This window comes from Streptomyces roseirectus (genome assembly GCF_014489635.1).
GTDB lineage: Bacteria > Actinomycetota > Actinomycetes > Streptomycetales > Streptomycetaceae > Streptomyces > Streptomyces roseirectus.
This window is the reverse complement of record NZ_CP060828.1, coordinates 5,634,137-5,652,765: the sequence shown is the minus strand read 5'-3', so window position 1 is coordinate 5,652,765 and position 18,629 is coordinate 5,634,137. Positions and strand designations below refer to the sequence as shown.

Below are 18,629 nucleotides of genomic sequence, written 5' to 3'. Positions count from 1 at the left end.
GCTCAACGGCATGAACGTCGTCTATCTCGAACTCCACAAGCGGGGGCTCTACTTGGACTCGCCGACCGATGTGCGGACTTACACGCTCATGTTTGACCACCTGCGTTCGCAGGCGGCAGACACCGCGGCCGACAACGAGTGCGTGGAAGTCGCCGTCACCGCGGCGGGCCCCTCCGTCCGTGACTCGAAAGCGCCTGCCCTCGGCACCCTGACTCTGGCGGCGTCGTCGTTCAGCGCCTTCGTCAACAGCCTGGCGATGGACGGCGTTCGCTGAGCGGGTGGCTCAGTAGGCGAACGCCCGTGCCGTGTTCGCCCCCAGGGCCGTCGCCAGCGTGTCCTCGTCGAGGCCCCGGACCTCGGCCATGGCGCGGACGGTCACCGGAATCAGGTACGGCGCGTTGGGGCGGCCCCGGTAGGGGGTGGGGGTGAGGAAGGGGGCGTCCGTCTCCACCAGGAGCAGTTCCAGGGGGGCCACCGCGAGGGCGTCGCGCAGGGGCTGGGCGTTCTTGAAGGTGACGTTGCCGGCGAAGGACATGAAGTAGCCGGCGCGGGCGCAGACGGCGGCCATGTCGGCGTCGCCGGAGTAGCAGTGGAAGACCGTGCGGTCGGGGGCGCCCTCTTCCTTCAGGATGCGCAGGACGTCGTCGTGGGCGTCGCGGTCGTGGATGACGAGGGCCTTGCCGTGGCGTTTGGCGATCTCGATGTGGGCGCGGAAGGAGGCTTCCTGGGACTCCTTGCCGTCCGGGCCGGTGCGGAAGTGGTCGAGGCCGGTCTCGCCGACGCCCTTGACGTGGGGCAGCGCGGCGAGCCGGTCGATCTCGGCGAGGGCGTCGTCCAGCGCGGCCCGGCCCCCCGGCTGCCGCGCGCCCTGGCGGGACCAGCCGTCGGGGTCTCCGTGGACGATGCGGGGCGCCTCGTTGGGGTGCAGCGCGACGGCCGCGTGGACGGCGTCGTGCGCGGCGGCGGTCTCGGCCGCCCACCGGGAGCCGCGCACGTCGCAGCCGACCTGGACGACCGTCGTCACCCCGACCGACGCCGCCTTCGCCAGCGCCTCCTCGACCGTCCCCGACTGCATGTCGAGGTGGGTGTGGGAGTCGGCCACGGCGACCCGGAGGGGGTCCGGGAGCGGCGGGGCGGCGTTCTTGTCGGAGGCGTTCGCAGACATGCACTGATCCTACGGAAACGCCCCGCACCCCGGCCGGGCCCCGGCGTCAGCTCGCCTTGCGGAACGGGTGGAGGAGGTCGGACAGGTGCCAGTGGTGGGTCTCGCGGGACCCGGCGGGGACGGCGTCGTCCGTGGCCGGCTCCGTGCGGGAGGCCGGCACCTCGTGGAGGCGCCGGGTGGCCTCGCGCACGGACGAGACCTGGCCCGCGCGCATGATCCTCACGAGGTGCGCGTCGCAGTTCTGGCACGTCGGGCGGGACAGCGGTGACGGGACGACCTTGCCGTCCACGACGTACATGACGAACTCGTGGCCGTCCGCGTCGGTGTGGTGCTCAATCTCGTACGACTGCTCCCAGCCGTGCCCGCAGCGCATGCAGGCGAAGGAGTAGGACTCGTTGACCACGGCCGTCGCTCCGTCACGCAGGCCGGTCCGCCCTGAGATCTCGCTCATTCCAGCTCCTTAGGTCCGCTGGATCAGGGGACTTCTGTCGTGTCCCTCACCTCAGTGGACGCCCGGGAGCGGCCCGGCGGCACCCGCCCTGTTCTTTGTTGGACTCGATTTGGCGTTTCCTTACCGAAGGAGCCGCGAGGGGCGGTTGGGCTTTGCCTTCGGAGAGACGGCTTTGCCAGAACGTGACGTCAGGAGCCGTGTTTGGCCGCGACGACCGCGTCGAACACGACCCGCTTCGCGATCCCGGCCTCCACGGCGACCGCCGCGATCGCCTCCTTGCGCCGCTCCCCCGCCTCCTCGCGGGCCCGCACCCGCCGGACGAGCTCGTCGGCGCCGAGTTCTTCGGGCCCCCGCTCCGGCGCACCCGACACGACGACGGTGATCTCGCCCCGCACCCCCTCCGCCGCCCACGCGGCCAGCTCGCCGAGCCCGCCGCGCCGCACCTCCTCGTACGTCTTCGTCATCTCCCGGCACACGGCCGCGCGCCGCTCCGCGCCGAACACCTCGGCCATCGCGGCGAGCGTGTCGTCCAGCCGGTGCGGGGCCTCGAAGTAGACGAGCGTGCGGCGCTCGCCGGCCACGTCCCGCAGCCGCGACAGCCGCTCGCCCGCCTTGCGCGGCAGGAACCCCTCGAAGCAGAACCGGTCCACGGGCAGCCCGGAGAGCGCGAGTGCGGTGAGGACGGCGGAGGGCCCGGGGACGGCGGTGACGCGGACGTCCTTCTCGACGGCCGCGGCGACCAGCCGGTACCCGGGGTCGGACACGGACGGCATGCCGGCGTCGGTCACGAGTAGTACGCGCGCGCCCCCTACCAGCTCCTCCACCAGCTCCGGAGTACGAGCCGACTCGTTCCCCTCGAAGTACGACACGACCCGACCCCTAGGGGTCACCCCCAGCGCCTGGGTCAGCCGCCGCAGCCGCCGCGTGTCCTCGGCGGCGATCACATCCGCCTCCGCGAGCTCCTGGGCGAGCCGCGGCGGCGCGTCCGCGATGTCTCCGATGGGCGTGCCGGCGAGGACGAGGGTTCCGGGTGTCGGTGTCACGTTTCCATCCTCGCAGTTGTGAGCCGTGTCGGGCCAAGCACGGGACTCACACAGAGGTGTTCCCTACGATGGCGCGGTGACCAGTACCGCGTCCTCCACGGACTCCACGGAACAGCGGCCCGCCCTCGATGACGACGTGTCGGAGGCCGACCGGCTGTCGTGGCAGCGGCGGCTGCGGCGATTCGGCTGGTCGGGGCGGCCCGCCCCGGACGTCAGGGAGCGGCTGGTGCCGCCGTACGCGGAGCCGAGCCCCCGGCTCTGGGAGGCGCTGGGCGTCTCCCACCGGCTCGCGGGGTGGCTGACGCGCTGGTCGGCGTGGATCGGGCCGCTGCTGGTGACGCTGCTCGCGGGGCTGCTGCGGTTCTGGAACCTGGGCAGTCCGAAGGCGGTCATATTCGACGAGACGTACTACGCGAAGGACGCGTGGGCCCTCGTCCACCGAGGCTTCGAGGTCAACTGGGACAAGAACGTCAACCAGCTGATCCTGGGCTCCGACGGCAACGTGCCCATCCCCTCGGACGCCGCGTACGTCGTCCACCCGCCGGTCGGGAAGTACGTCATCGGCCTCGGTGAGCTGATGTTCGGCTTCAACCCCTTCGGCTGGCGGTTCATGACCGCGCTGCTCGGCACGCTGTCGGTCTTCCTGCTGTGCCGGATCGGCCGGCGCCTGCTGCGCTCGACGTTCCTCGGCTGCCTCGCGGGCGCCCTGATGGCCGTCGACGGGCTGCACTTCGTGATGAGCCGCACCGCGCTGCTCGACGGGGTGCTGATGTTCTTCGTCCTCGCCGCGTTCGGGTGCCTGGTCGTCGACCGGGACAAGGCGCGGGAGAAGCTGGCGGCGGCGCTGACGCCGGACGCGGACGGCCGCTGCCGGCCCGACGCCGCCGTCGGCGACCACCTGCGCCTGGGCTGGCGGCCCTGGCGGTGGGGGGCCGGGCTGATGCTGGGGCTCGCGGTCGGGACGAAGTGGAACGGGCTGTACTTCATGGCCGCGTTCATCGTCATGGCGCTGCTGTGGGACGCCGGGTCGCGGAAGGTCGCGGGGGCGCGTAACCCGTACCAGGCAGTCCTCAAGTACGACACCGGGCGCGCGTTCCTCACGACCGTACCCGTAGTACTTCTGACCTACCTGGTCTCCTGGACGGGCTGGATCCTCTCGCCGTCCGACGGGTCCGGCGGCTACTACCGCAACTGGGCCGCCACCGACGGCAAGGGCGGCACCTGGACCTGGCTCCTGCCCGACTGGCTGCGCAGCCTGTGGCACTACGAGCACGAGGTGTACAAGTTCCACACGCACCTCACCTCGCCGCACTCCTACCAGTCCAACCCCTGGAGCTGGCTCGTCCTCGGCCGCCCCGTCTCCTTCTTCTACGAGACCCCGTCCGCGGGGACGGACGGCTGCCCCTCCGGCGCGCTGGAGAAGTGCCCCCGCGAAGTCCTCGCCCTGGGCACGCCCCTCCTGTGGTGGGCCGCCTGTTTCGCCGTCCTCTATGTCCTGTGGCGCTGGTTCTTCCGCCGTGACTGGCGCGCCGGCGCGATCGCGGGCGCCGTCGCCGCCGGCTACCTCCCCTGGTTCATGTACCAGGAGCGGACCATCTTCTTCTTCTACGCCGACGTCTTCCTCCCCTTCCTCTGCCTCGCCCTCGCCCTCATGATCGGCGCCCTCGCCGGCCCCCCGGGCTCCCCCGACAACCGCCGCGTCATCGGCGCGACGGGGGCGGGCGTGCTGGTGCTCCTCATCGCCTGGAACTTCATCTACTTCTGGCCGATCTACACGGGGACGGCGATGCCGATGGACGACTGGCGGGCGCGGATGTGGCTGGACACGTGGGTTTAGGCGCACGGCCCCGTGCAAGAGCCTTCCGACGCGGAGGGGCTACAGGGGCCGGACGAAGGCGCGTGAACCGGCGTGGAAGAACACCGTGAAGCCGGACTGGGAGGCTCCTTCCGGGCGTTCTTGCCAGCGTTCGACGCGGGCGATCTCCGGGGACTCGGACGCGCCGATCGCCCCGACGAGCCAGACGTCCGCCGCGACGCCGGCCTCCGGGACCGGCGCGGTGAACGGCGTGTCCTTGACCACGCTCTCCTCGTGCTCGTGCTTCTCGCCGTCGGCCAGTTGGTGAGTGATCTGCCAGCGCTCTTCTTTGCCGCCCCGCGTCAGCGCGATACCGAAGGGCTGCTTGCCGTCTCCGGCGTCGGCGAGGGACTGGACGCGATCGACGCCCGGCGTGTTCTTGACGACGTCGATCAGCCAGTCCTGGAAGCGCGCAGGTCGCATGGGTTCCTTCTTCCGGTCCAGTAGAGACGAACCAGCCTAGGAGCGGCGGAAGGTCGACATGCCGGTTACGCGTCCAGCTCGACGGGCGGCCTTGAGCATGCAGGCGCACATGGCGTGGTCCGGGGATGGGAAACGCGCCGCGTACTCGCGGCGGCTGGAGAGGCGGCGCATGCCTCGGCCGTCGCCATGGAGTCCGTCGTCGACGCGTCGGACGCCGGACGCCCGCCCTCCTGGAAAGAGTTGCACACCACCGCCGCCGTGCTGCTGCGCCGCAGGGCGGAAGAGGGGCGCCGGCTGGGCGCCGGTTTACGCGAGTACGACTGACCCCGCCTTGCGTGAGTACGGCTGACCCCGCCTTGCGCGCGTGCGGCAGGCCCCGCCCTCCGCGCGTGTTCGCGGGCATGCCCCCCGCCGCGTTCAGCCCCTCCGCTCGTCTCCATTCGGACAAGTTTCCGAAACGTGGGTCACAGGAGTGGCTGGGCGTGCGTACAGTGCGGGGCAGAGGGGTCTTTTTGAACGCGCTCAAAAAGGCTTACGGGGAGACGAGAGGGAGCGTGGGATGGCCAAGGGGGTCAAGGTCGCCGTGGTGGGGTCGGTGTTCGCCGTGATGGTGGGCGGGGCCGGGTACGGGGCGTACAACTTGTTGTCGGCGGTGAGTGGGGGGTCGGAGGCGAAGGGGCCGGTGGCCGTGAAGACGGGGCCGCCGGACGGGGGTGAGGTGAAGGAGACGGCGAGGGCGTTCTTCGCGGCGTGGGAGAAGGGCGAGGCGAGCGTCGCGGCGGGGCTGACCGACAACGCGCCCGTCGCCGGGACGATGTTCACCGGGTACGGGAACGAGGCGCACATCGGCGGGGTGAGGATCACCCCGGGGACGATCACGGGGGACACCGTCCCCTTCAGGGTCGACGCGACGGTGTCGTACGGAGGTACGACGAAACCCCTGTCGTACCGCAGCAGTCTCAGGGTCGTACGGGGTCTCACCACCGGGAAGGCGCTGGTGGACTGGAAGCCGAGCGTGCTGCACCCGGCGCTGACGAGCACCACGGACACCCTGGTCACCGGCGGCGCGACACAGCCGCCGATCGAGGCCGTGGACCGGGACGGCGTCGTCCTCACGGCCGGCGAGTACCCCTCCCTGGGAGCCACGCTGGATCTACTCCGCAAGGAGTACGCCGTCGAGGCGGGCGGCACGCCGGGCGTCGAGCTGGCCGTCCGGCACGGCGACGGGTCGGTGCCGGACAAGACGCTGCTGACGCTCACCGAGGGCAAGCCCGGCAAGGTGCGCACGACGCTCAGCGCGCGCGTGCAGGCGGCTGCGGAGACGGCCGTCAAGCGCTACCCGGAGTCGTCGGTGGTCGCGCTCCAGCCCAGCAGCGGGCAGATCCTCGCGATCGCCAACAACCGGGCGGACGGCTTCAACGCGGCCGTGCAGGGCGCGCGCCCGCCGGGGTCCACGATGAAGATCGTCACCGCCGCGACGCTCATCGACAACGGGCTGACCAGCGCGAACAGGCCCGCGCCGTGCCCGCCGACCGCGCTGTGGGAGGGCCAGACCTTCGGGAACCTCAAGACCCTCACGCCGGACGAGGGCGCCACGCTCGCGCAGAGCTTCGCGCGCTCCTGCAACACCGCGTTCATCAAGTTCGCCGACGACCTCGCCACCGACGCCCTCACCCGCGAGGCGCAGGAGCGGTTCGGGCTCGGCCGTAACGACTGGAGCATCGGCATCGCGTCCGCCGACGGCAAGGTCCCCGCCGTCTCCGGCCCCGACAAGGCCGCGAACCTCATCGGGCAGGGCCAGGTGCAGATGAACCCGCTGAACATGGCGTCCGTGACGGCGACCGCCAAGACGGGCACCTTCCGCCAGCCGGTCCTCGTCCCGCTCTCCGTCAAGGAGCGTCAACTGGCCACCGCGCGCGGGCTGTCCGCGAGCACGTCCGCGCAACTGCGCTCGATGATGCGCCGCACGGCCGTCTCCGGCACCGCCGCCGAGGTCATGTCCGGCCTGGGCGGCGACATCGGCGCGAAGACCGGCTCCGCCGAGAGCGACGGCAGCGCCACCTCCGACAGCTGGTTCACCGCCTACCGCGACGACGTCGCCGCCGCCGCGATGGTCCAGGACGGCGGCCACGGGGTCGACGCGGCGGGCCCGATCGTGGCGAGCGTCCTCGGGGCGGACTGACACCGCTTCTCCGAAACCCGTCCCCCGGGTGACCCCCGCCCCCTACCGTGAACGCATGCCGTACCCCACAACACCCGCCCCATCCACCCCCGTTGTCACAACCCCGCTACGGACGGGTGGCTGAGGTCACAACCACGTCACCCGGGCAGAAGGGGACCCTAGGCTGGTCACCGTCGTTGGGGTGGGTGAGGGCAGTGGGGTCCCCGGGGAGCGCGGAGGTCACGTACGTGGGCAAGAGAAGGCGCGTCGACGAGACGCGCGCGAGCAAGCGCCGTCCGGCCGTCGTCGGCGGGATGGCCGCCGTGGTGGTCGGCGGTGCCGCCTTCGGCGTGTACGCGCTGTACGGCGGCGGCGCGGCGGCCGAGAACGGCTCGACGGCGTCGTCCTCGTCGTCGTCCGACGGCAAGCCCAAGATCAAGACGGGCCCGCTGACGGCCGCGGAGGTGACGTCCGCGTCGACGGCGTTCCTGACGTCCTGGCAGCGCGGCGAGGTCGCGCGGGCGGCGGCGGTGACGGACGACGCGAAGGCGGCGACGGCGCTGCTGACCGGGTACGCGAAGGACGCGCGCGTGACGGCCGTGACGCTCACCCCGGGCACCCCGGTCGGCGCGAAGGTGCCGTTCGCCGTGAAGGGCACGGTGACGTTCGACAAGGTCAGCAAGCCCCTGGCGTACGCGAGCGCGCTGACGGTCGTGCGCAGCACGACGACGGGCGAGCCGCAGATCGACTGGCACGCGTCGGTCGTCCACCCGGACCTCGCGGACGGCGACACCCTGGTGACCGGCGAGTCCGGGACCCCGCCGGTGAAGGCGCTGGACAGGGACGGCGCGGAGCTGACGGCGAAGGCGTACCCGTCGCTGGCGAGCGTCCTGGACGGCCTGCGCGAGAAGTACGGCAAGAAGGCCGGCGGCAAGGCGGGCGTCGAACTGCGCGTCGTGCGCGGGACGGCGTCGAAGAAGCTCGACCTGTCGGACAAGACGGTCCTCGAACTGAGCAAGGGCACGCCGGGCGAGGTGAAGACGACGATCGACCCGGCGATGCAGGCCGCCGCCGAGAAGCAGGTCGCGGCGAAACCGCGCGCGTCGGTCGTCGCGCTGAAGGCGTCCACGGGCGAGATCCTGGCCGTCGCGAACAACGGCAAGGGCTTCAACGTCGGCTTCCTCGGCTCGCTCGCGCCGGGTTCGACGATGAAGGTGATCACGTCGTCGCTGCTGATCGAGAAGGGGCTCGCGTCCGCCGACAAGGAGCACCCCTGCCCGAAGTACTTCACGTACGGCGGCTGGAAGTTCCAGAACGACGACGAGTTCGAGATCAAGAAGGGCACGTTCAAGGCGAGTTTCGCGCGCTCCTGCAACACCGCGTTCATCAGCCAGGCGCCGAAGCTGGACAACGACAGCCTCACCAAGCAGGCCCAGCAGGTGTTCGGGCTGGCCAGGGACAACTGGTCGGTGGGTGTGCCGACCTTCGACGGCGCGGTGCCGGTGCAGAAGGCGGCCCAGATGGGCGCGTCGCTGATCGGGCAGGGCGGGGTGCGGATGAACCCGCTGAACATGGCGTCGGTCTCGGCGACCGTCAAGTCCGGCACCTTCCACCAGCCCTACCTGGTCTCCCCCGACTTCGACCACCGCACGCTGGCGACGGCCTCGCGCACGATGTCCCCGGCGACCCTGGGCCAGCTGCGCGAGCTGATGAAGTACACGGCCCAGTACGGGACGGCGGCCGGGGCGATGGCCGGGATGAGCGGCGACTACGGCGCGAAGACCGGTTCGGCGGAGGTCGACAGCCAGGAGAAGGCGAACGGCTGGTTCACGGCGTACCGGGGCGATCTCGCGGCGGCCGGGGTCGTCCAGGCGGGCGGGCACGGCGGGGACACGGCGGGGCCGATCGTGGCGGCGCTGCTGAAGCTGGGCTAGCGGGCGGCGTAGGTCCGGCGCAGGAAGCTCACCAGGGTCTTCGACTCGAACTGCACCACCGAGACGCCCTGCGCCGAGTGGAACTCGACGATCGCCTGGACCCGGCCGCAGGGCCATACCCGTACCTCTCCGGTACCGGCCGGGGCACGCAGCCCCTGTTCCAGGAGGGTGCGGGAGACGGCCATCCGATGGGCGCCGGGGAGGTCGACGCGTACGGTGCGCGGATCGTCGTCGGGGTCGTACCTGAGTACTACGGGTACGGCCTCGCGCTCCTGCTCGACCAGATCCTCGTCGGTGACGATATGAGCGCGCGCATGCTGTTCGACTACCGACATCAGACAGCCCCTTACGGTGCGTGACCTACATGGAAGCTATACGACCGCTTCACTTAATAATGTCGCATATTTTCTGATTTACGGGGGTGACATTTTGCTCACCCACTGCTCTTGCAAGAGCTTCGCAACAGGCCACATCATCTGACAGTGCATGTACCTGACGGATTCATCAACGCCCCGACCTCCGCCGTGACCGGCGTCGTCGCGGCCGGCGCGGTCGCCGTGTCCCTGCGCGGCGCCCGCAAGGAGCTGGACGAGCGGACGGCTCCCTTGGCCGGCCTGGTCGCGGCGTTCATCTTCGCGGTACAGATGCTGAACTTCCCCGTCGCGGCGGGAACAAGCGGCCACCTCCTCGGCGGCGCCCTCGCGGCGATACTCGTGGGCCCCTACACCGGGGTCCTGTGCGTCTCCGTCGTCCTGCTCATGCAGGGCATCCTCTTCGCGGACGGCGGCCTCACCGCTCTCGGCGTCAACATCACGGACATGGCGGTCGTCACGACCGTCGTCGCCTACGCCGTCTTCCGGGGCCTGGTGAAGGTGCTCCCGCGCGGACGCCGGACCGTCACCGCCGCGTCCTTCGTCGCCGCGCTGCTCTCGGTGCCCGCCGCTGCCGCCGCGTTCACGCTGCTGTACGCGGTCGGCGGGACGACGAACGTGTCGCTCGGCAAGGTCGCGGGCGCGATGATCGGCGTGCACGTGCTCATCGGGATCGGTGAGGCGGCGATCACCGCGCTGACGGTCGGCGCGGTCATCGCCGTGCGGCCGGACCTGGTGTACGGGGCGCGGGGGCTTCGGGCGCCGTTGAAGCTGCGGGTGGGCGGGGAGTTGGTGGACGCGGCCCCGACGCCGGCGTCGTCCTCGTCGGGCTCCACGCCGGCGATCTCCCGGCGCGGTCTGTGGATCGGCGGGCTCGCGGCGTCGCTGCTGCTCGCCGGTGTCGTCAGCTTCTACGCCTCCGCGAACCCCGACGGGCTCGAAAAGGTCGCTGCCGACAAGGGACTTGACACCAAGGTCGAGGAACACGCCGCCGCCGACTCGCCGTTGGCGGACTACGGCGTCAAGGACGTGGAGAACGCGCGGCTTTCGGGCGGGCTCGCCGGGGTGATCGGCGTGAGCGTGACCGTCGTCGCCGGGACCGGGGTGTTCTGGGCGGTGCGGCGCCGCCGCGCGGAGGACGCCTGAGATGGGCGCGGGCCATGCCCACCGGCTCTACCTGAAGCGGTCCACGCCGGTGCACGCGCTCCCGCCGCAGACCAAGCTCGCGGCCGTGTTCGCGTTCGTCGTGGTCGTCGTGTCGACGCCGCGCGAGGCGATGTGGGCGTTCGGGGCGTACGCGGTGCTGCTGGGCGCCGTCGCGTTCCGGGCGCGCGTGCCCGCCGGGTTCCTGTTGCGCAGGCTGCTGATCGAGGTGCCGTTCGTCGCGTTCGCGGTGCTGATGCCGTTCGTCGCGGAGGGCGAGCGGACCGACGTCCTCGGTATGTCGCTGAGCGTCGACGGGCTGTGGGGCGCGTGGAACGTGTTCGCGAAGGGGACGTTGGGGGTCGCCGCGTCCGTACTCCTCGCCGCGACAACGGAGTTGAGGGAGCTGCTGCTCGGGTTGCAGCGGCTCAGGCTGCCCGAACTCCTCGTCCAGATCGCGTCGTTCATGATCCGGTACGGGGACCTCATCACCGACGAGATGCGGCGTATGCGGATCGCGCGGGAGTCAAGGGGCTTCGAGGCCAAGGGAGTCCGGCACTGGGGGGTGCTCGCGAAGTCGGCGGGGGCGCTGTTCATCCGGTCGTACGAGCGGGGGGAGCGGGTGCACCTCGCGATGGTCAGCCGGGGGTACGCCGGGTCCATGCCGGTCATCGACGAGATCAGCGCCTCGCGCGCGCAGTGGTCGGCCGCGCTGGCCCTGCCGGTCGCGGCGCTCGGGGTCTGTCTGCTGGGATGGTCGCTGTGACAGCTTCACTTGAGGTATCGGGCCTGGCGTTCGCGTATCCGGACGGCCATCAGGCGCTGTTCGGCGTCGACTTCACCATCGCGCGGGGCGAACGCGTGGCCCTGCTCGGGCCGAACGGGGCGGGCAAGACGACGCTCGTCCTGCATCTCAACGGCATCCTCACCGGGGGTGCGGGCGAGGTGCGGGTGGCCGGACTGCCCGTCGGCAAGCGGCACATGGCCGAGATCCGGCGGAAGGTCGGCATCGTCTTCCAGGACCCCGACGACCAGCTCTTCATGCCGACGGTCCGCGAGGACGTCGCCTTCGGTCCCGCGGCGGCCGGACTGCGGGGCGCGGAGCTGGAGAAGGTCGTGGACGACGCCCTCGACCAGGTCGGGATGCGGGAGTTCAAGGACCGGCCGCCGCACCACCTCTCCTTCGGGCAGCGCCGGCGGGTGGCCGTGGCGACGGTGCTCGCCATGTCGCCGGAGATCCTGGTCCTCGACGAGCCGTCGTCCAACCTCGACCCGGCGTCCCGGCGTGAACTCGCCGACATCCTGCGCGCGTTGGACGTCACCGTCCTCATGGTCACCCACGATCTGCCGTACGCCCTCGAGCTCTGCCCGCGTTCGCTCGTGCTCAGCGAGGGCGTCATCGCGGCGGACGGCCGGACGGTGGAGGTGCTGTCCGACGCCGAGCTGATGCGCGCCCACCGCCTGGAGCTGCCGTTCGGCTTCGATCCCCGCTCCGCCACGATGGGCGCGTGACGAACCCGGCACAATGGGCGCGTGACGAACCCGGAGACCCAGGACCCCCCACGCCTGGACGACCAGCTCTGCTTCGCCCTGTACGCCGCCCAGCGCGCGGTGACGGCCGCGTACCGCCCCCTGCTGGACGAGCTGGGCCTCACCTACCCCCAGTACCTCGTCCTCCTCGCCCTCTGGGAGCACGGCGAGACGCCGGTCAAACAACTGGCGTCCACCCTCCACCTCGACTACGGCACGGTGTCCCCCCTCCTGAAGCGAATGGAGACCGCGGGCCTCATCCACCGCACCCGCTCCCCCCACGACGACCGCTCCATCCTGATCACCTGCACCCCCCACGCGGAAACCCTCCGCACCCGCGCGGCAGCCGTCCCCGAAACCCTCCTCTCGGCAACGGGCCTCGGCGGCACCGAAGTGGCCCGGCTGCGCGAGGAGCTGTGGGGGCTGGCGGAACGGGCGGAGGGGGTGGCGGAGCGGGCGCGGTAGCGGGGGCATACCGAAACCCGGGCAGGGGAATCGAGAGACCAGCGAAGCGCGTTCACAAGGGCACCAACACCGTTCTCTCCCGGGGGAGTTGAGACGTGTCGCGGACAACCGGCCAACCTGATCCAGGAAACCCCGCTCCGACGCCGGACCGCCCCGCGCATCCGCCCCGGTGGGCCTGGTGGGTGATCGGGATCGTGGTCCCGGTGGTGGGGACGGCGGCCACGGTGCTCGCCACCTCGGCGAAGGGCGGGGACAGCGCGTCGCCTCCACCTACGGCCACCGTGTCACCTCCGCCGACGAGCCCTTCGTCGTCCGCCGCACAGTCGTCTACGCCCCCTCCCCCGCGCGGCACATCGCCCTCCCCCGAAGGAACCACGTCCGCGCCTACCCCTGAGGGGGTACGCCTCACCACGCTCGATCCGCTGGAGGGGTACTACGACTTCAAGGTGACCGGCGCCGACCTGGACGGGCGGGAGTACGCCGATGCTCTGGTGTCCGACCGGCAGTGTCCGGGCCGCGCGAGCATCACGTACAACCTGGGCCGGGACTGGAAGCGCTTCAGGGCGACGGTCGGTGTGGACGACGACTCGACGGAGTCGGCGGCCACGCTGACGATCCACGGCGACGACACGGTCCTCTCCAAGAACGCCCTGGCTGTCGGGAAGCCCAGAGAACTGAACCTCCGCGTCGAGAACATGCTGCGGCTCACCATCTCCTACAGCTTCGAGGGCTGCTACCTCCCGGACACCTGGGTCGTACTGGCCGACCCCACCCTCTCCTAGCCATTCCTCCCCACCCTCTCCACATCCCCCACCTGGCGTTACCCGTGGTTATCACCCCCTGCTCACCTCTCCCTGCCTACCAGCCAGTACCTTGTGCACGATGTAACTGGGCACAACCGGGGGAGGTCCCGCCATGACGGAAGGCGCTGCCGTCGACACGCGTCCGACGAAGATCATGTATGTCGCGGAGGCGACGGCGCACGGTGGCCGGGACGGGTATGTGACCAGCCAGGACGGGCAGATCGAGCTGCGGGTGGCGATGCCGCCGGAGCTGGGTGGGGACGGAAACGGGACGAACCCGGAGCAGTTGTTCGCGGCGGGGTACAGCTCGTGTTTCCACAACGCGCTGATCCTTGTGGGGAATCGGGCGGGGTACGACCTCACCGGGTCTACCGTCGCCGCGAAGGTAGGGATCGGCCCCAACACGACCAAGGGGTACGGGCTGGCCGTCGCGCTCAGCGTCTCGCTGCCGATCCTGGACGCCGAGATCGCCGCCCGGCTGGTGGACGCGGCGCACCAGGTGTGCCCGTATTCGAACGCCACCCGCGGGAACATCGACGTAACGATTCTCCTCGGCTGACCCCCGGACCGGCCCCTAGGAATCCCAGGCGCCCCCGGCGCGTTGCACCCGGTGTCGAAGGACGACCCCGGGAGGACGGGCAGTGAACGGTACGGTGGCCGACGGTTTCGAACCGGTCAGGGACGCCTTCGCGCGCAACTTCACGGCCCTGGGCGACAGGGGCGCGGCGGTGACGGTGTACCGCCACGGCCGCAAGGTCGTCGACCTGTGGTCCGGCACGAGGGACGTCGACGGCACCGACCCCTGGCAGCGGGGCACCGCCCAGATCGTCCGCTCCGCCACGAAGGGCGTCGCCGCGGCGGCCCTGCTCCTGCTCCACCAGCGCGGCGCCCTCGACCTGGACGCCCCGGTCGGCGCGTACTGGCCGCAGTACAAGGCGGCCGGCAAGGAGCGCACCCTCGTCCGCCACCTCCTCTCCCACCGCGCCGGCGTCCCCGTACTGGACCGCCCCCTAGGGGTCGCCGAGGCCGCCGACCCGGACGCGGGCGCGGCGGCGGTCGCGGCGCAGGCCCCGGCGTGGACGCCGGGCGAGGACCACGGCTACCACCCGCACACGTTCAGCTGGACCGTCGGCGAACTGGTCCGCAGGATCACCGGCCGCCCGGCCGCCGAGTGGATCGCCACGCACATCGCGGGCCCGGCCGGCGCCGACTTCTGGCTCGGCCTGCCGCCCGGTGAGGCGTGGCGGGTGGGCCGGACGGCGATGGTCGAGACGGCGACGGAGGCCGGCGCCCTCAGGTCGCGCCCCAAACCGGCGATCGCCGAGGCGTACGCCGACCCGGGCTCCCTTACGCGCAGGGCGTTCGGCGCGATCGTGGACGCCGACGAGAACGACCCGGTGTACCGCGCGGCGGCCCTCCCCGGCTCGACCGGCGTCGCGACGTCCGACGGGCTGGCCCGGATCTACGCCTCGCTGATCGGCGAACTCGACGGCAAACAGGCCCTGTTCACCCCGGCGACGGTCGAACTCGCGCGCGGGGAGCAGTCGTCGGGCCGAGACCGCGTCCTGGTCGTCAACTCCCGTTTCGGACTGGGGTACATGCTGCACGGCCCCGCCTCCCCCTTCCTCGCGCCCACCTCCTTCGGCCACCCCGGCCGCGGCGGCCCCCTCGCCTTCGCCGACCCCGAGACGGGCATCGCGTTCGGCTACGTCACCAACGGTTTCCGCAGGACGGTCACGGCCGACCCGAGGCCGCAGGCGTTGGTGAGGGCGGTACGCGAGTCACTGGCGTGACCGGGACGCCGGTATGTTGGTCGGAACATGTGGAGGACATGTGAGGACCACCGGCAGGGGCGGGAATGGGGCCGACGGCAGTAGAGGACCACGTACCGGGTGAGGTCACCCCTGCCGAACCGTCCCCCTGGCCCCGGCACGGCCCCCTCCTCCTGCTCGCCGCCGCCCTCGTCCCCGGCACCCTCCTCGTCGTCCTCGGCCGCTGGGGCGACACCCCGGCGATGGAGGCGTGGCGGACGGTCGCCCTGTCGGTGACCGTGCAGGCGCTGCCCTTCCTGCTGCTGGGGACGGCCCTGTCGGGCGCGATCAACGCGTTCGTCCCGGCGTCCGTGTTCCGCAAGGCCCTCCCGAAGCGTCCGGCGCTGGCCGTACCGGTCGCCGGTGTGGCGGGAGTTGTGCTGCCGGGGTGCGAATGCGCGTCGGTGCCGGTGGCAAACAGCCTGATCGGACGGGGAGTTGCCCCGGCGGCGGCGTTCACGTTCCTGCTGTCCGCGCCGGCCGTGAACCCAATTGTGCTGACGGCGACGGCAGTCGCGTTCCCCGGCGCGCCGATGATGGTCGTCGCCCGGCTGGCCGCCTCGCTCGCGGCGGCGGCCGTGATGGGCTGGCTGTGGCTGCGGTTCGGGCGCGAGGAGTGGCTGAAGCCGGCCGTGCGGCACACCGGTCACGAGCCGGGGCGCAGCCGCTGGGCGGAGTTCAGGGAGGGGTTCCAGCACGACTTCCTGCACGCGGGCGGGTTCCTGGTGATCGGGGCGATGGCGGCGGCCACGTTCAACGTCACCGTCCCGCGTACTTGGGTGGACACGTTCGCCAACTCCCCTTGGCTGTCCGTGGTGTTCCTCGCGGCGCTGGCGATCGTCATCGCCGTCTGCTCGGAGGCGGACGCCTTCGTCGCGGCGTCCCTGACCGGCTTCTCCCCCACCGCCCGACTGACGTTCATGGTCGTCGGCCCGATGGTCGACCTCAAGCTCATCGCGCTCCAAGCCGGCACGTTCGGGCGGGCGTTCGCCGTGCGGTTCTCCGCCGCGACGACGGTCGTGGCGGTGCTGTGCGCGGTCCTGATCGGAGAGGCGCTGCTGTGAAACGCGTGCTCCAGGCCGCCCTGTTGGCGCTGACCGGTGCGGGGCTCCTCCAAGTCGCCCTGTTCTCCGAGGTGTTCCTGCGGTACGTGAAGGAGGGGATGCGTCCGCCGCTGATCCTCTCCGGCGTCGTCCTGCTGCTGCTCGGGGCGGCGGAGGCGTGGGCGGCGTACCGGCACCGGGGGGCTCGCGGGGCCCATGTCCCGCCGGTGGCCTGGCTGTTGTTCCTGCCGGCGCTGAGTCTGCTGGTGTACGCGCCGCCGGAGCTGGGTTCGTACACGGCGTCCCGGGAGTCGCCGAAGGCGGTCGCGGCGGCGCCGGAGGAGGGCTTCGGCCCGCTGCCGTCGACGTCCCCCCTGCCGATCACGCTCGGCGACTTCACGTCCCGCGTCCAGCAGGACCGCACGAAGGCGATCGCCGCCCGCTCCGTCACCCTGACCGGCTTCGTCACCCCCGCCGGCCGGCCCGGCGAGTGGTACCTCACCCGCCTCCTCCTCAGCTGCTGCGCGGCGGACGCGCAATCGCTGAAGGTCAAGGTGTACGGGGTGACACCGCCGAAGGCGGACACGTGGGTGTCGGTGACGGGGACCTGGCACCCGTCCGGCGCACTCGGCACGGCGTCGGCCGAAGTCGCCCTGGACGCACGGACATTGAAGAGGATCGACCGCCCGTCGAACGGCTACCAGGACGCGCTTCCGCTGGGGTAGATCCGGTTTCCGGCGGGTAGGGCGCGCGGGGGGATGGGGTTGTGCCGGTGAGCGGAGGGGTGCGGGGAGGAGCGGGGTGTGGTGAGCGGGGAGGCGCGGGCTCGGAGAGGGGCGCGACAGGGCGCGGGGCGATGCGGGGCGCGCGGCTGCGGGGCGAGGCGGCGACGCCTGGCCCCGTTCGGGGAGCTGGGGAGAAGCGCGCCGACGCCGGCCGCCCGACCGCCGCCTGATCCACCACGGCCGTCCGTTCCGTCCGACGGGCGGACCAGCACCAGCCCCAACTCTGACTCCAGCCCCGGCGCCAGCCCCGCCTCACCCGCTGTGCAGCATCAGCCCGATCCCCACGACGAGTACCCCGGCCGCGAGGACGCGGGGTGCGCCGAAGCGTTCCTTGAAGAAGAGCGCGCCGATCGCGGCGCCGACGATGATGGACGACTCCCTGAGCGCGGCGATCGGGGCGAGTTCGGCGCGGGTCTGGGCCCACAGGACGAGGCCGTAGGCGGTGAAGGAGAGGACGGCGCCGAGCGCGCCGACGCGGGCGTACGGCTTGAGGCGGGCGAGCGTCTGCCCGCGCCAGCGGGCCCATGCGTACGCCGGGAGGACCAGGCCCTGGACGCCCATCAGCCATGCGATGTAACCCAGCGAGGACCCCGAGGCGCGGACGCCGAGTCCGTCGACGACCGTGTAGAGGGCGATCGTGAACCCCGTCCCGAGGGCCGCGCCGATCGCCGTCCAGTCGGGGCGTCGTCCCCGTAGTCCCCACAGGGCGACGCCGCTGAGGCCCGCGCACGACAGCGCGATGCCGGCCGCGGCCCAGCCGTCCGGGACCTCGTGGGCGAACAGGGCGGCGAGGAGGGTGACGATCAGCGGGGCGCTGCCTCGCGCGATGGGGTACGCCTGGCCGAAGTCGCCGATCCTGAAGGACCACATCAGCAGTGCGAAGTACGCCATGTGGATGACGGCCGAGGCGATGAGGTAGGGCCACGCGGCGCCGTCCGGGAACGCGGCGAACGGCACCGCCGCGAACCCCAGCACCGCCCCGCCCCCGGAGATCAGGGCGAGCCCCACCAGCTTGTCCGGGATCTTGTGCGCGAGGGCGTTCCAGCAGGCGTGCGTGACCGCCGCGAGCAAGACGGCCCCGGTGACCCCTGGGGTCACGCCCGTTCCCGCACGTCGACCAGGGTCGCCTGCGCGTGCCGCACCAGCTCCTTGGGGGCCATGGGAAACACGGCGTGCGGATTCCCGGCGGCGGCCCACACCTCCGCGAACTCCATCAGCCCCCGGTCGGCAAGCACCCGCGTCCGGGTCCGGTGCCCGAACGGCGGCACACCCCCGATGGCGTACCCCGTGAACTCCCGTACGACCTTGGCGTCAGCCCGCGTCACCTCCTCCACCCCCAACACCCCCCTGACCGCCCCCACATCAACCCTCGACGCCCCATCCATCAACACCACCACCGGCACCCCGTCCGCCGCGAAAATCAACGACTTACAGATCTCCCCCAGCCCACACCCGATCGCCGCCGCCGCATCGGCCGCCGTCCGCGCCCCCTCCGGAAACCTCCGCACCCTCCCCAACACCTCATCGAGCCCCATCTCTTGGAGCGCTCGCGCGAACAGGGGGTGTGCGTCAGTTGTCGTCATGGGCGCACGGTAGCGGTCGATGCAGGGGGCAGGCGACGGGATTGAACCCGAGCGCTCACGCTA

At 71.6% G+C, this 18,629-nt stretch carries 22 protein-coding genes; 15 read left to right on the top strand and 7 right to left on the bottom strand.

The window, feature by feature from the left end:
* The first annotated feature begins 10 nt into the window (after positions 1-10).
* A complete protein-coding gene (locus IAG44_RS24100; RefSeq protein WP_223006804.1) occupies positions 11-274 on the top strand; it encodes a DUF397 domain-containing protein in 264 nt (87 codons plus the stop codon).
* Positions 275-283: 9 nt separating this feature from the next.
* Here IAG44_RS24100 and IAG44_RS24095 read toward each other — a convergent pair whose 3' ends face one another.
* The 3 genes from IAG44_RS24095 to rsmI all read right to left on the bottom strand — a co-directional run bounded on the left by IAG44_RS24095 (position 284) and on the right by rsmI (position 2,659).
* Complete coding sequence (locus tag IAG44_RS24095; protein ID WP_187749148.1) at positions 284-1,165, bottom strand: TatD family hydrolase; 882 nt, start codon at positions 1,163-1,165, stop codon at positions 284-286.
* A 46-nt stretch (positions 1,166-1,211) separates the two neighbouring features.
* Complete coding sequence (locus IAG44_RS24090; RefSeq protein ID WP_187749147.1) at positions 1,212-1,616, bottom strand: hypothetical protein; 405 nt, start codon at positions 1,614-1,616, stop codon at positions 1,212-1,214.
* Between the two features lie 188 nt (positions 1,617-1,804).
* The gene (rsmI, locus tag IAG44_RS24085) at positions 1,805-2,659 is read right to left on the bottom strand and encodes a 16S rRNA (cytidine(1402)-2'-O)-methyltransferase (protein WP_187749146.1); all 855 of its coding nucleotides are present in this window, start codon (positions 2,657-2,659) and stop codon (positions 1,805-1,807) included.
* Between the two features lie 76 nt (positions 2,660-2,735).
* On the opposite strand from rsmI, the gene IAG44_RS24080 reads away from it, so the two are divergent.
* Positions 2,736-4,496, top strand: coding sequence for a dolichyl-phosphate-mannose--protein mannosyltransferase (locus IAG44_RS24080; protein ID WP_187749145.1), 1,761 nt, complete (start codon positions 2,736-2,738; stop codon positions 4,494-4,496).
* 39 nt (positions 4,497-4,535) lie between these two features.
* Here IAG44_RS24080 and IAG44_RS24075 read toward each other — a convergent pair whose 3' ends face one another.
* Positions 4,536-4,937, bottom strand: a complete 402-nt coding sequence (locus IAG44_RS24075) for a hypothetical protein (protein ID WP_187749144.1) — start codon at positions 4,935-4,937, stop codon at positions 4,536-4,538.
* 114 nt (positions 4,938-5,051) lie between these two features.
* On the opposite strand from IAG44_RS24075, the gene IAG44_RS24070 reads away from it, so the two are divergent.
* The 3 genes from IAG44_RS24070 to IAG44_RS24060 all read left to right on the top strand — a co-directional run bounded on the left by IAG44_RS24070 (position 5,052) and on the right by IAG44_RS24060 (position 9,032).
* Positions 5,052-5,261, top strand: a complete 210-nt coding sequence (locus tag IAG44_RS24070) for a hypothetical protein (protein ID WP_187749143.1) — start codon at positions 5,052-5,054, stop codon at positions 5,259-5,261.
* 235 nt (positions 5,262-5,496) lie between these two features.
* The gene (locus tag IAG44_RS24065; protein ID WP_187749142.1) at positions 5,497-7,119 is read left to right on the top strand and encodes a penicillin-binding transpeptidase domain-containing protein; all 1,623 of its coding nucleotides are present in this window, start codon (positions 5,497-5,499) and stop codon (positions 7,117-7,119) included.
* A gap of 227 nt (positions 7,120-7,346) precedes the next feature.
* Positions 7,347-9,032 (top strand): penicillin-binding transpeptidase domain-containing protein, encoded by a 1,686-nt coding sequence (locus tag IAG44_RS24060; RefSeq protein ID WP_187749141.1) that lies wholly within the window; start codon positions 7,347-7,349, stop codon positions 9,030-9,032.
* Here IAG44_RS24060 and IAG44_RS24055 read toward each other — a convergent pair.
* Entirely contained in the window at positions 9,029-9,367 is a 339-nt protein-coding gene (locus IAG44_RS24055) for an SsgA family sporulation/cell division regulator (RefSeq protein ID WP_187749140.1), read from the bottom strand. The genes IAG44_RS24060 and IAG44_RS24055 overlap by 4 nt on opposite strands.
* 147 nt (positions 9,368-9,514) lie before the next feature.
* Between IAG44_RS24055 and IAG44_RS24050 the strand changes: the two genes are divergently transcribed.
* From IAG44_RS24050 to IAG44_RS24005, 10 genes are all read left to right on the top strand, one after another.
* A complete protein-coding gene (locus IAG44_RS24050) occupies positions 9,515-10,549 on the top strand; it encodes an energy-coupling factor ABC transporter permease (RefSeq protein ID WP_187749139.1) in 1,035 nt (344 codons plus the stop codon).
* A 1-nt stretch (position 10,550) separates the two neighbouring features.
* A complete protein-coding gene (cbiQ, locus tag IAG44_RS24045) occupies positions 10,551-11,312 on the top strand; it encodes a cobalt ECF transporter T component CbiQ (RefSeq protein WP_187749138.1) in 762 nt (253 codons plus the stop codon).
* Positions 11,300-12,058 carry an energy-coupling factor ABC transporter ATP-binding protein gene (locus IAG44_RS24040; RefSeq protein WP_187749137.1) on the top strand — a complete coding sequence of 253 codons (759 nt, stop codon included), beginning with the start codon at positions 11,300-11,302 and terminating at the stop codon, positions 12,056-12,058. Before cbiQ ends, IAG44_RS24040 begins: the two co-directional genes overlap by 13 nt.
* Before the next feature lie 21 nt (positions 12,059-12,079).
* On the top strand, positions 12,080-12,541 hold the full coding sequence (locus IAG44_RS24035; protein ID WP_187749136.1) for a MarR family winged helix-turn-helix transcriptional regulator: 462 nt from the start codon (positions 12,080-12,082) through the stop codon (positions 12,539-12,541).
* 178 nt (positions 12,542-12,719) lie between these two features.
* Positions 12,720-12,935, top strand: a complete 216-nt coding sequence (locus tag IAG44_RS24030) for a hypothetical protein (RefSeq protein ID WP_187749135.1) — start codon at positions 12,720-12,722, stop codon at positions 12,933-12,935.
* A gap of 52 nt (positions 12,936-12,987) precedes the next feature.
* A complete protein-coding gene (locus IAG44_RS24025; RefSeq protein WP_187749134.1) occupies positions 12,988-13,323 on the top strand; it encodes an NPCBM/NEW2 domain-containing protein in 336 nt (111 codons plus the stop codon).
* Positions 13,324-13,456: 133 nt separating this feature from the next.
* Positions 13,457-13,903, top strand: coding sequence for an organic hydroperoxide resistance protein (locus IAG44_RS24020; protein ID WP_187749133.1), 447 nt, complete (start codon positions 13,457-13,459; stop codon positions 13,901-13,903).
* An 82-nt stretch (positions 13,904-13,985) separates the two neighbouring features.
* Positions 13,986-15,137, top strand: coding sequence for a serine hydrolase domain-containing protein (locus IAG44_RS24015; protein WP_187749132.1), 1,152 nt, complete (start codon positions 13,986-13,988; stop codon positions 15,135-15,137).
* Positions 15,138-15,202: 65 nt separating this feature from the next.
* Positions 15,203-16,219: a permease gene (locus IAG44_RS24010; RefSeq protein ID WP_187749131.1), complete on the top strand. Its 1,017-nt coding sequence runs from the start codon at positions 15,203-15,205 to the stop codon at positions 16,217-16,219.
* Positions 16,216-16,923, top strand: coding sequence for a TIGR03943 family putative permease subunit (locus tag IAG44_RS24005; RefSeq protein WP_187749130.1), 708 nt, complete (start codon positions 16,216-16,218; stop codon positions 16,921-16,923). Before IAG44_RS24010 ends, IAG44_RS24005 begins: the two co-directional genes overlap by 4 nt.
* 312 nt (positions 16,924-17,235) lie before the next feature.
* Here the strand turns inward: IAG44_RS24005 and IAG44_RS24000 are convergent, their stop codons facing one another.
* Entirely contained in the window at positions 17,236-18,081 is an 846-nt protein-coding gene (locus IAG44_RS24000; RefSeq protein ID WP_187749129.1) for a DMT family transporter, read from the bottom strand.
* Positions 18,078-18,566, bottom strand: coding sequence for a YbaK/EbsC family protein (locus IAG44_RS23995; RefSeq protein WP_187749128.1), 489 nt, complete (start codon positions 18,564-18,566; stop codon positions 18,078-18,080). The genes IAG44_RS24000 and IAG44_RS23995 overlap by 4 nt, the downstream gene beginning before the upstream one ends.
* Positions 18,567-18,629 lie beyond the last annotated feature (63 nt).

Bases quoted from the DNA above. Each gene is read 5' to 3' on its own strand.
- IAG44_RS24100 (WP_223006804.1), top strand. From the start codon at position 11: ATGAACGTCGTCTATCTCGAACTCCACAAGCGGGGGCTCTACTTGGAC.
- IAG44_RS24095 (WP_187749148.1), bottom strand. From the start codon at position 1,165: ATGTCTGCGAACGCCTCCGACAAGAACGCCGCCCCGCCGCTCCCGGAC.
- IAG44_RS24090 (WP_187749147.1), bottom strand. From the start codon at position 1,616: ATGAGCGAGATCTCAGGGCGGACCGGCCTGCGTGACGGAGCGACGGCC.
- IAG44_RS24075 (WP_187749144.1), bottom strand. From the start codon at position 4,937: ATGCGACCTGCGCGCTTCCAGGACTGGCTGATCGACGTCGTCAAGAAC.
- IAG44_RS24065 (WP_187749142.1), top strand. From the start codon at position 5,497: ATGGCCAAGGGGGTCAAGGTCGCCGTGGTGGGGTCGGTGTTCGCCGTG.
- IAG44_RS24055 (WP_187749140.1), bottom strand. From the start codon at position 9,367: ATGTCGGTAGTCGAACAGCATGCGCGCGCTCATATCGTCACCGACGAG.
- cbiQ (WP_187749138.1), top strand. From the start codon at position 10,551: ATGGGCGCGGGCCATGCCCACCGGCTCTACCTGAAGCGGTCCACGCCG.
- IAG44_RS24040 (WP_187749137.1), top strand. From the start codon at position 11,300: ATGGTCGCTGTGACAGCTTCACTTGAGGTATCGGGCCTGGCGTTCGCG.
- IAG44_RS24020 (WP_187749133.1), top strand. From the start codon at position 13,457: ATGACGGAAGGCGCTGCCGTCGACACGCGTCCGACGAAGATCATGTAT.
- IAG44_RS24010 (WP_187749131.1), top strand. From the start codon at position 15,203: ATGGGGCCGACGGCAGTAGAGGACCACGTACCGGGTGAGGTCACCCCT.
- IAG44_RS23995 (WP_187749128.1), bottom strand. From the start codon at position 18,566: ATGACGACAACTGACGCACACCCCCTGTTCGCGCGAGCGCTCCAAGAG.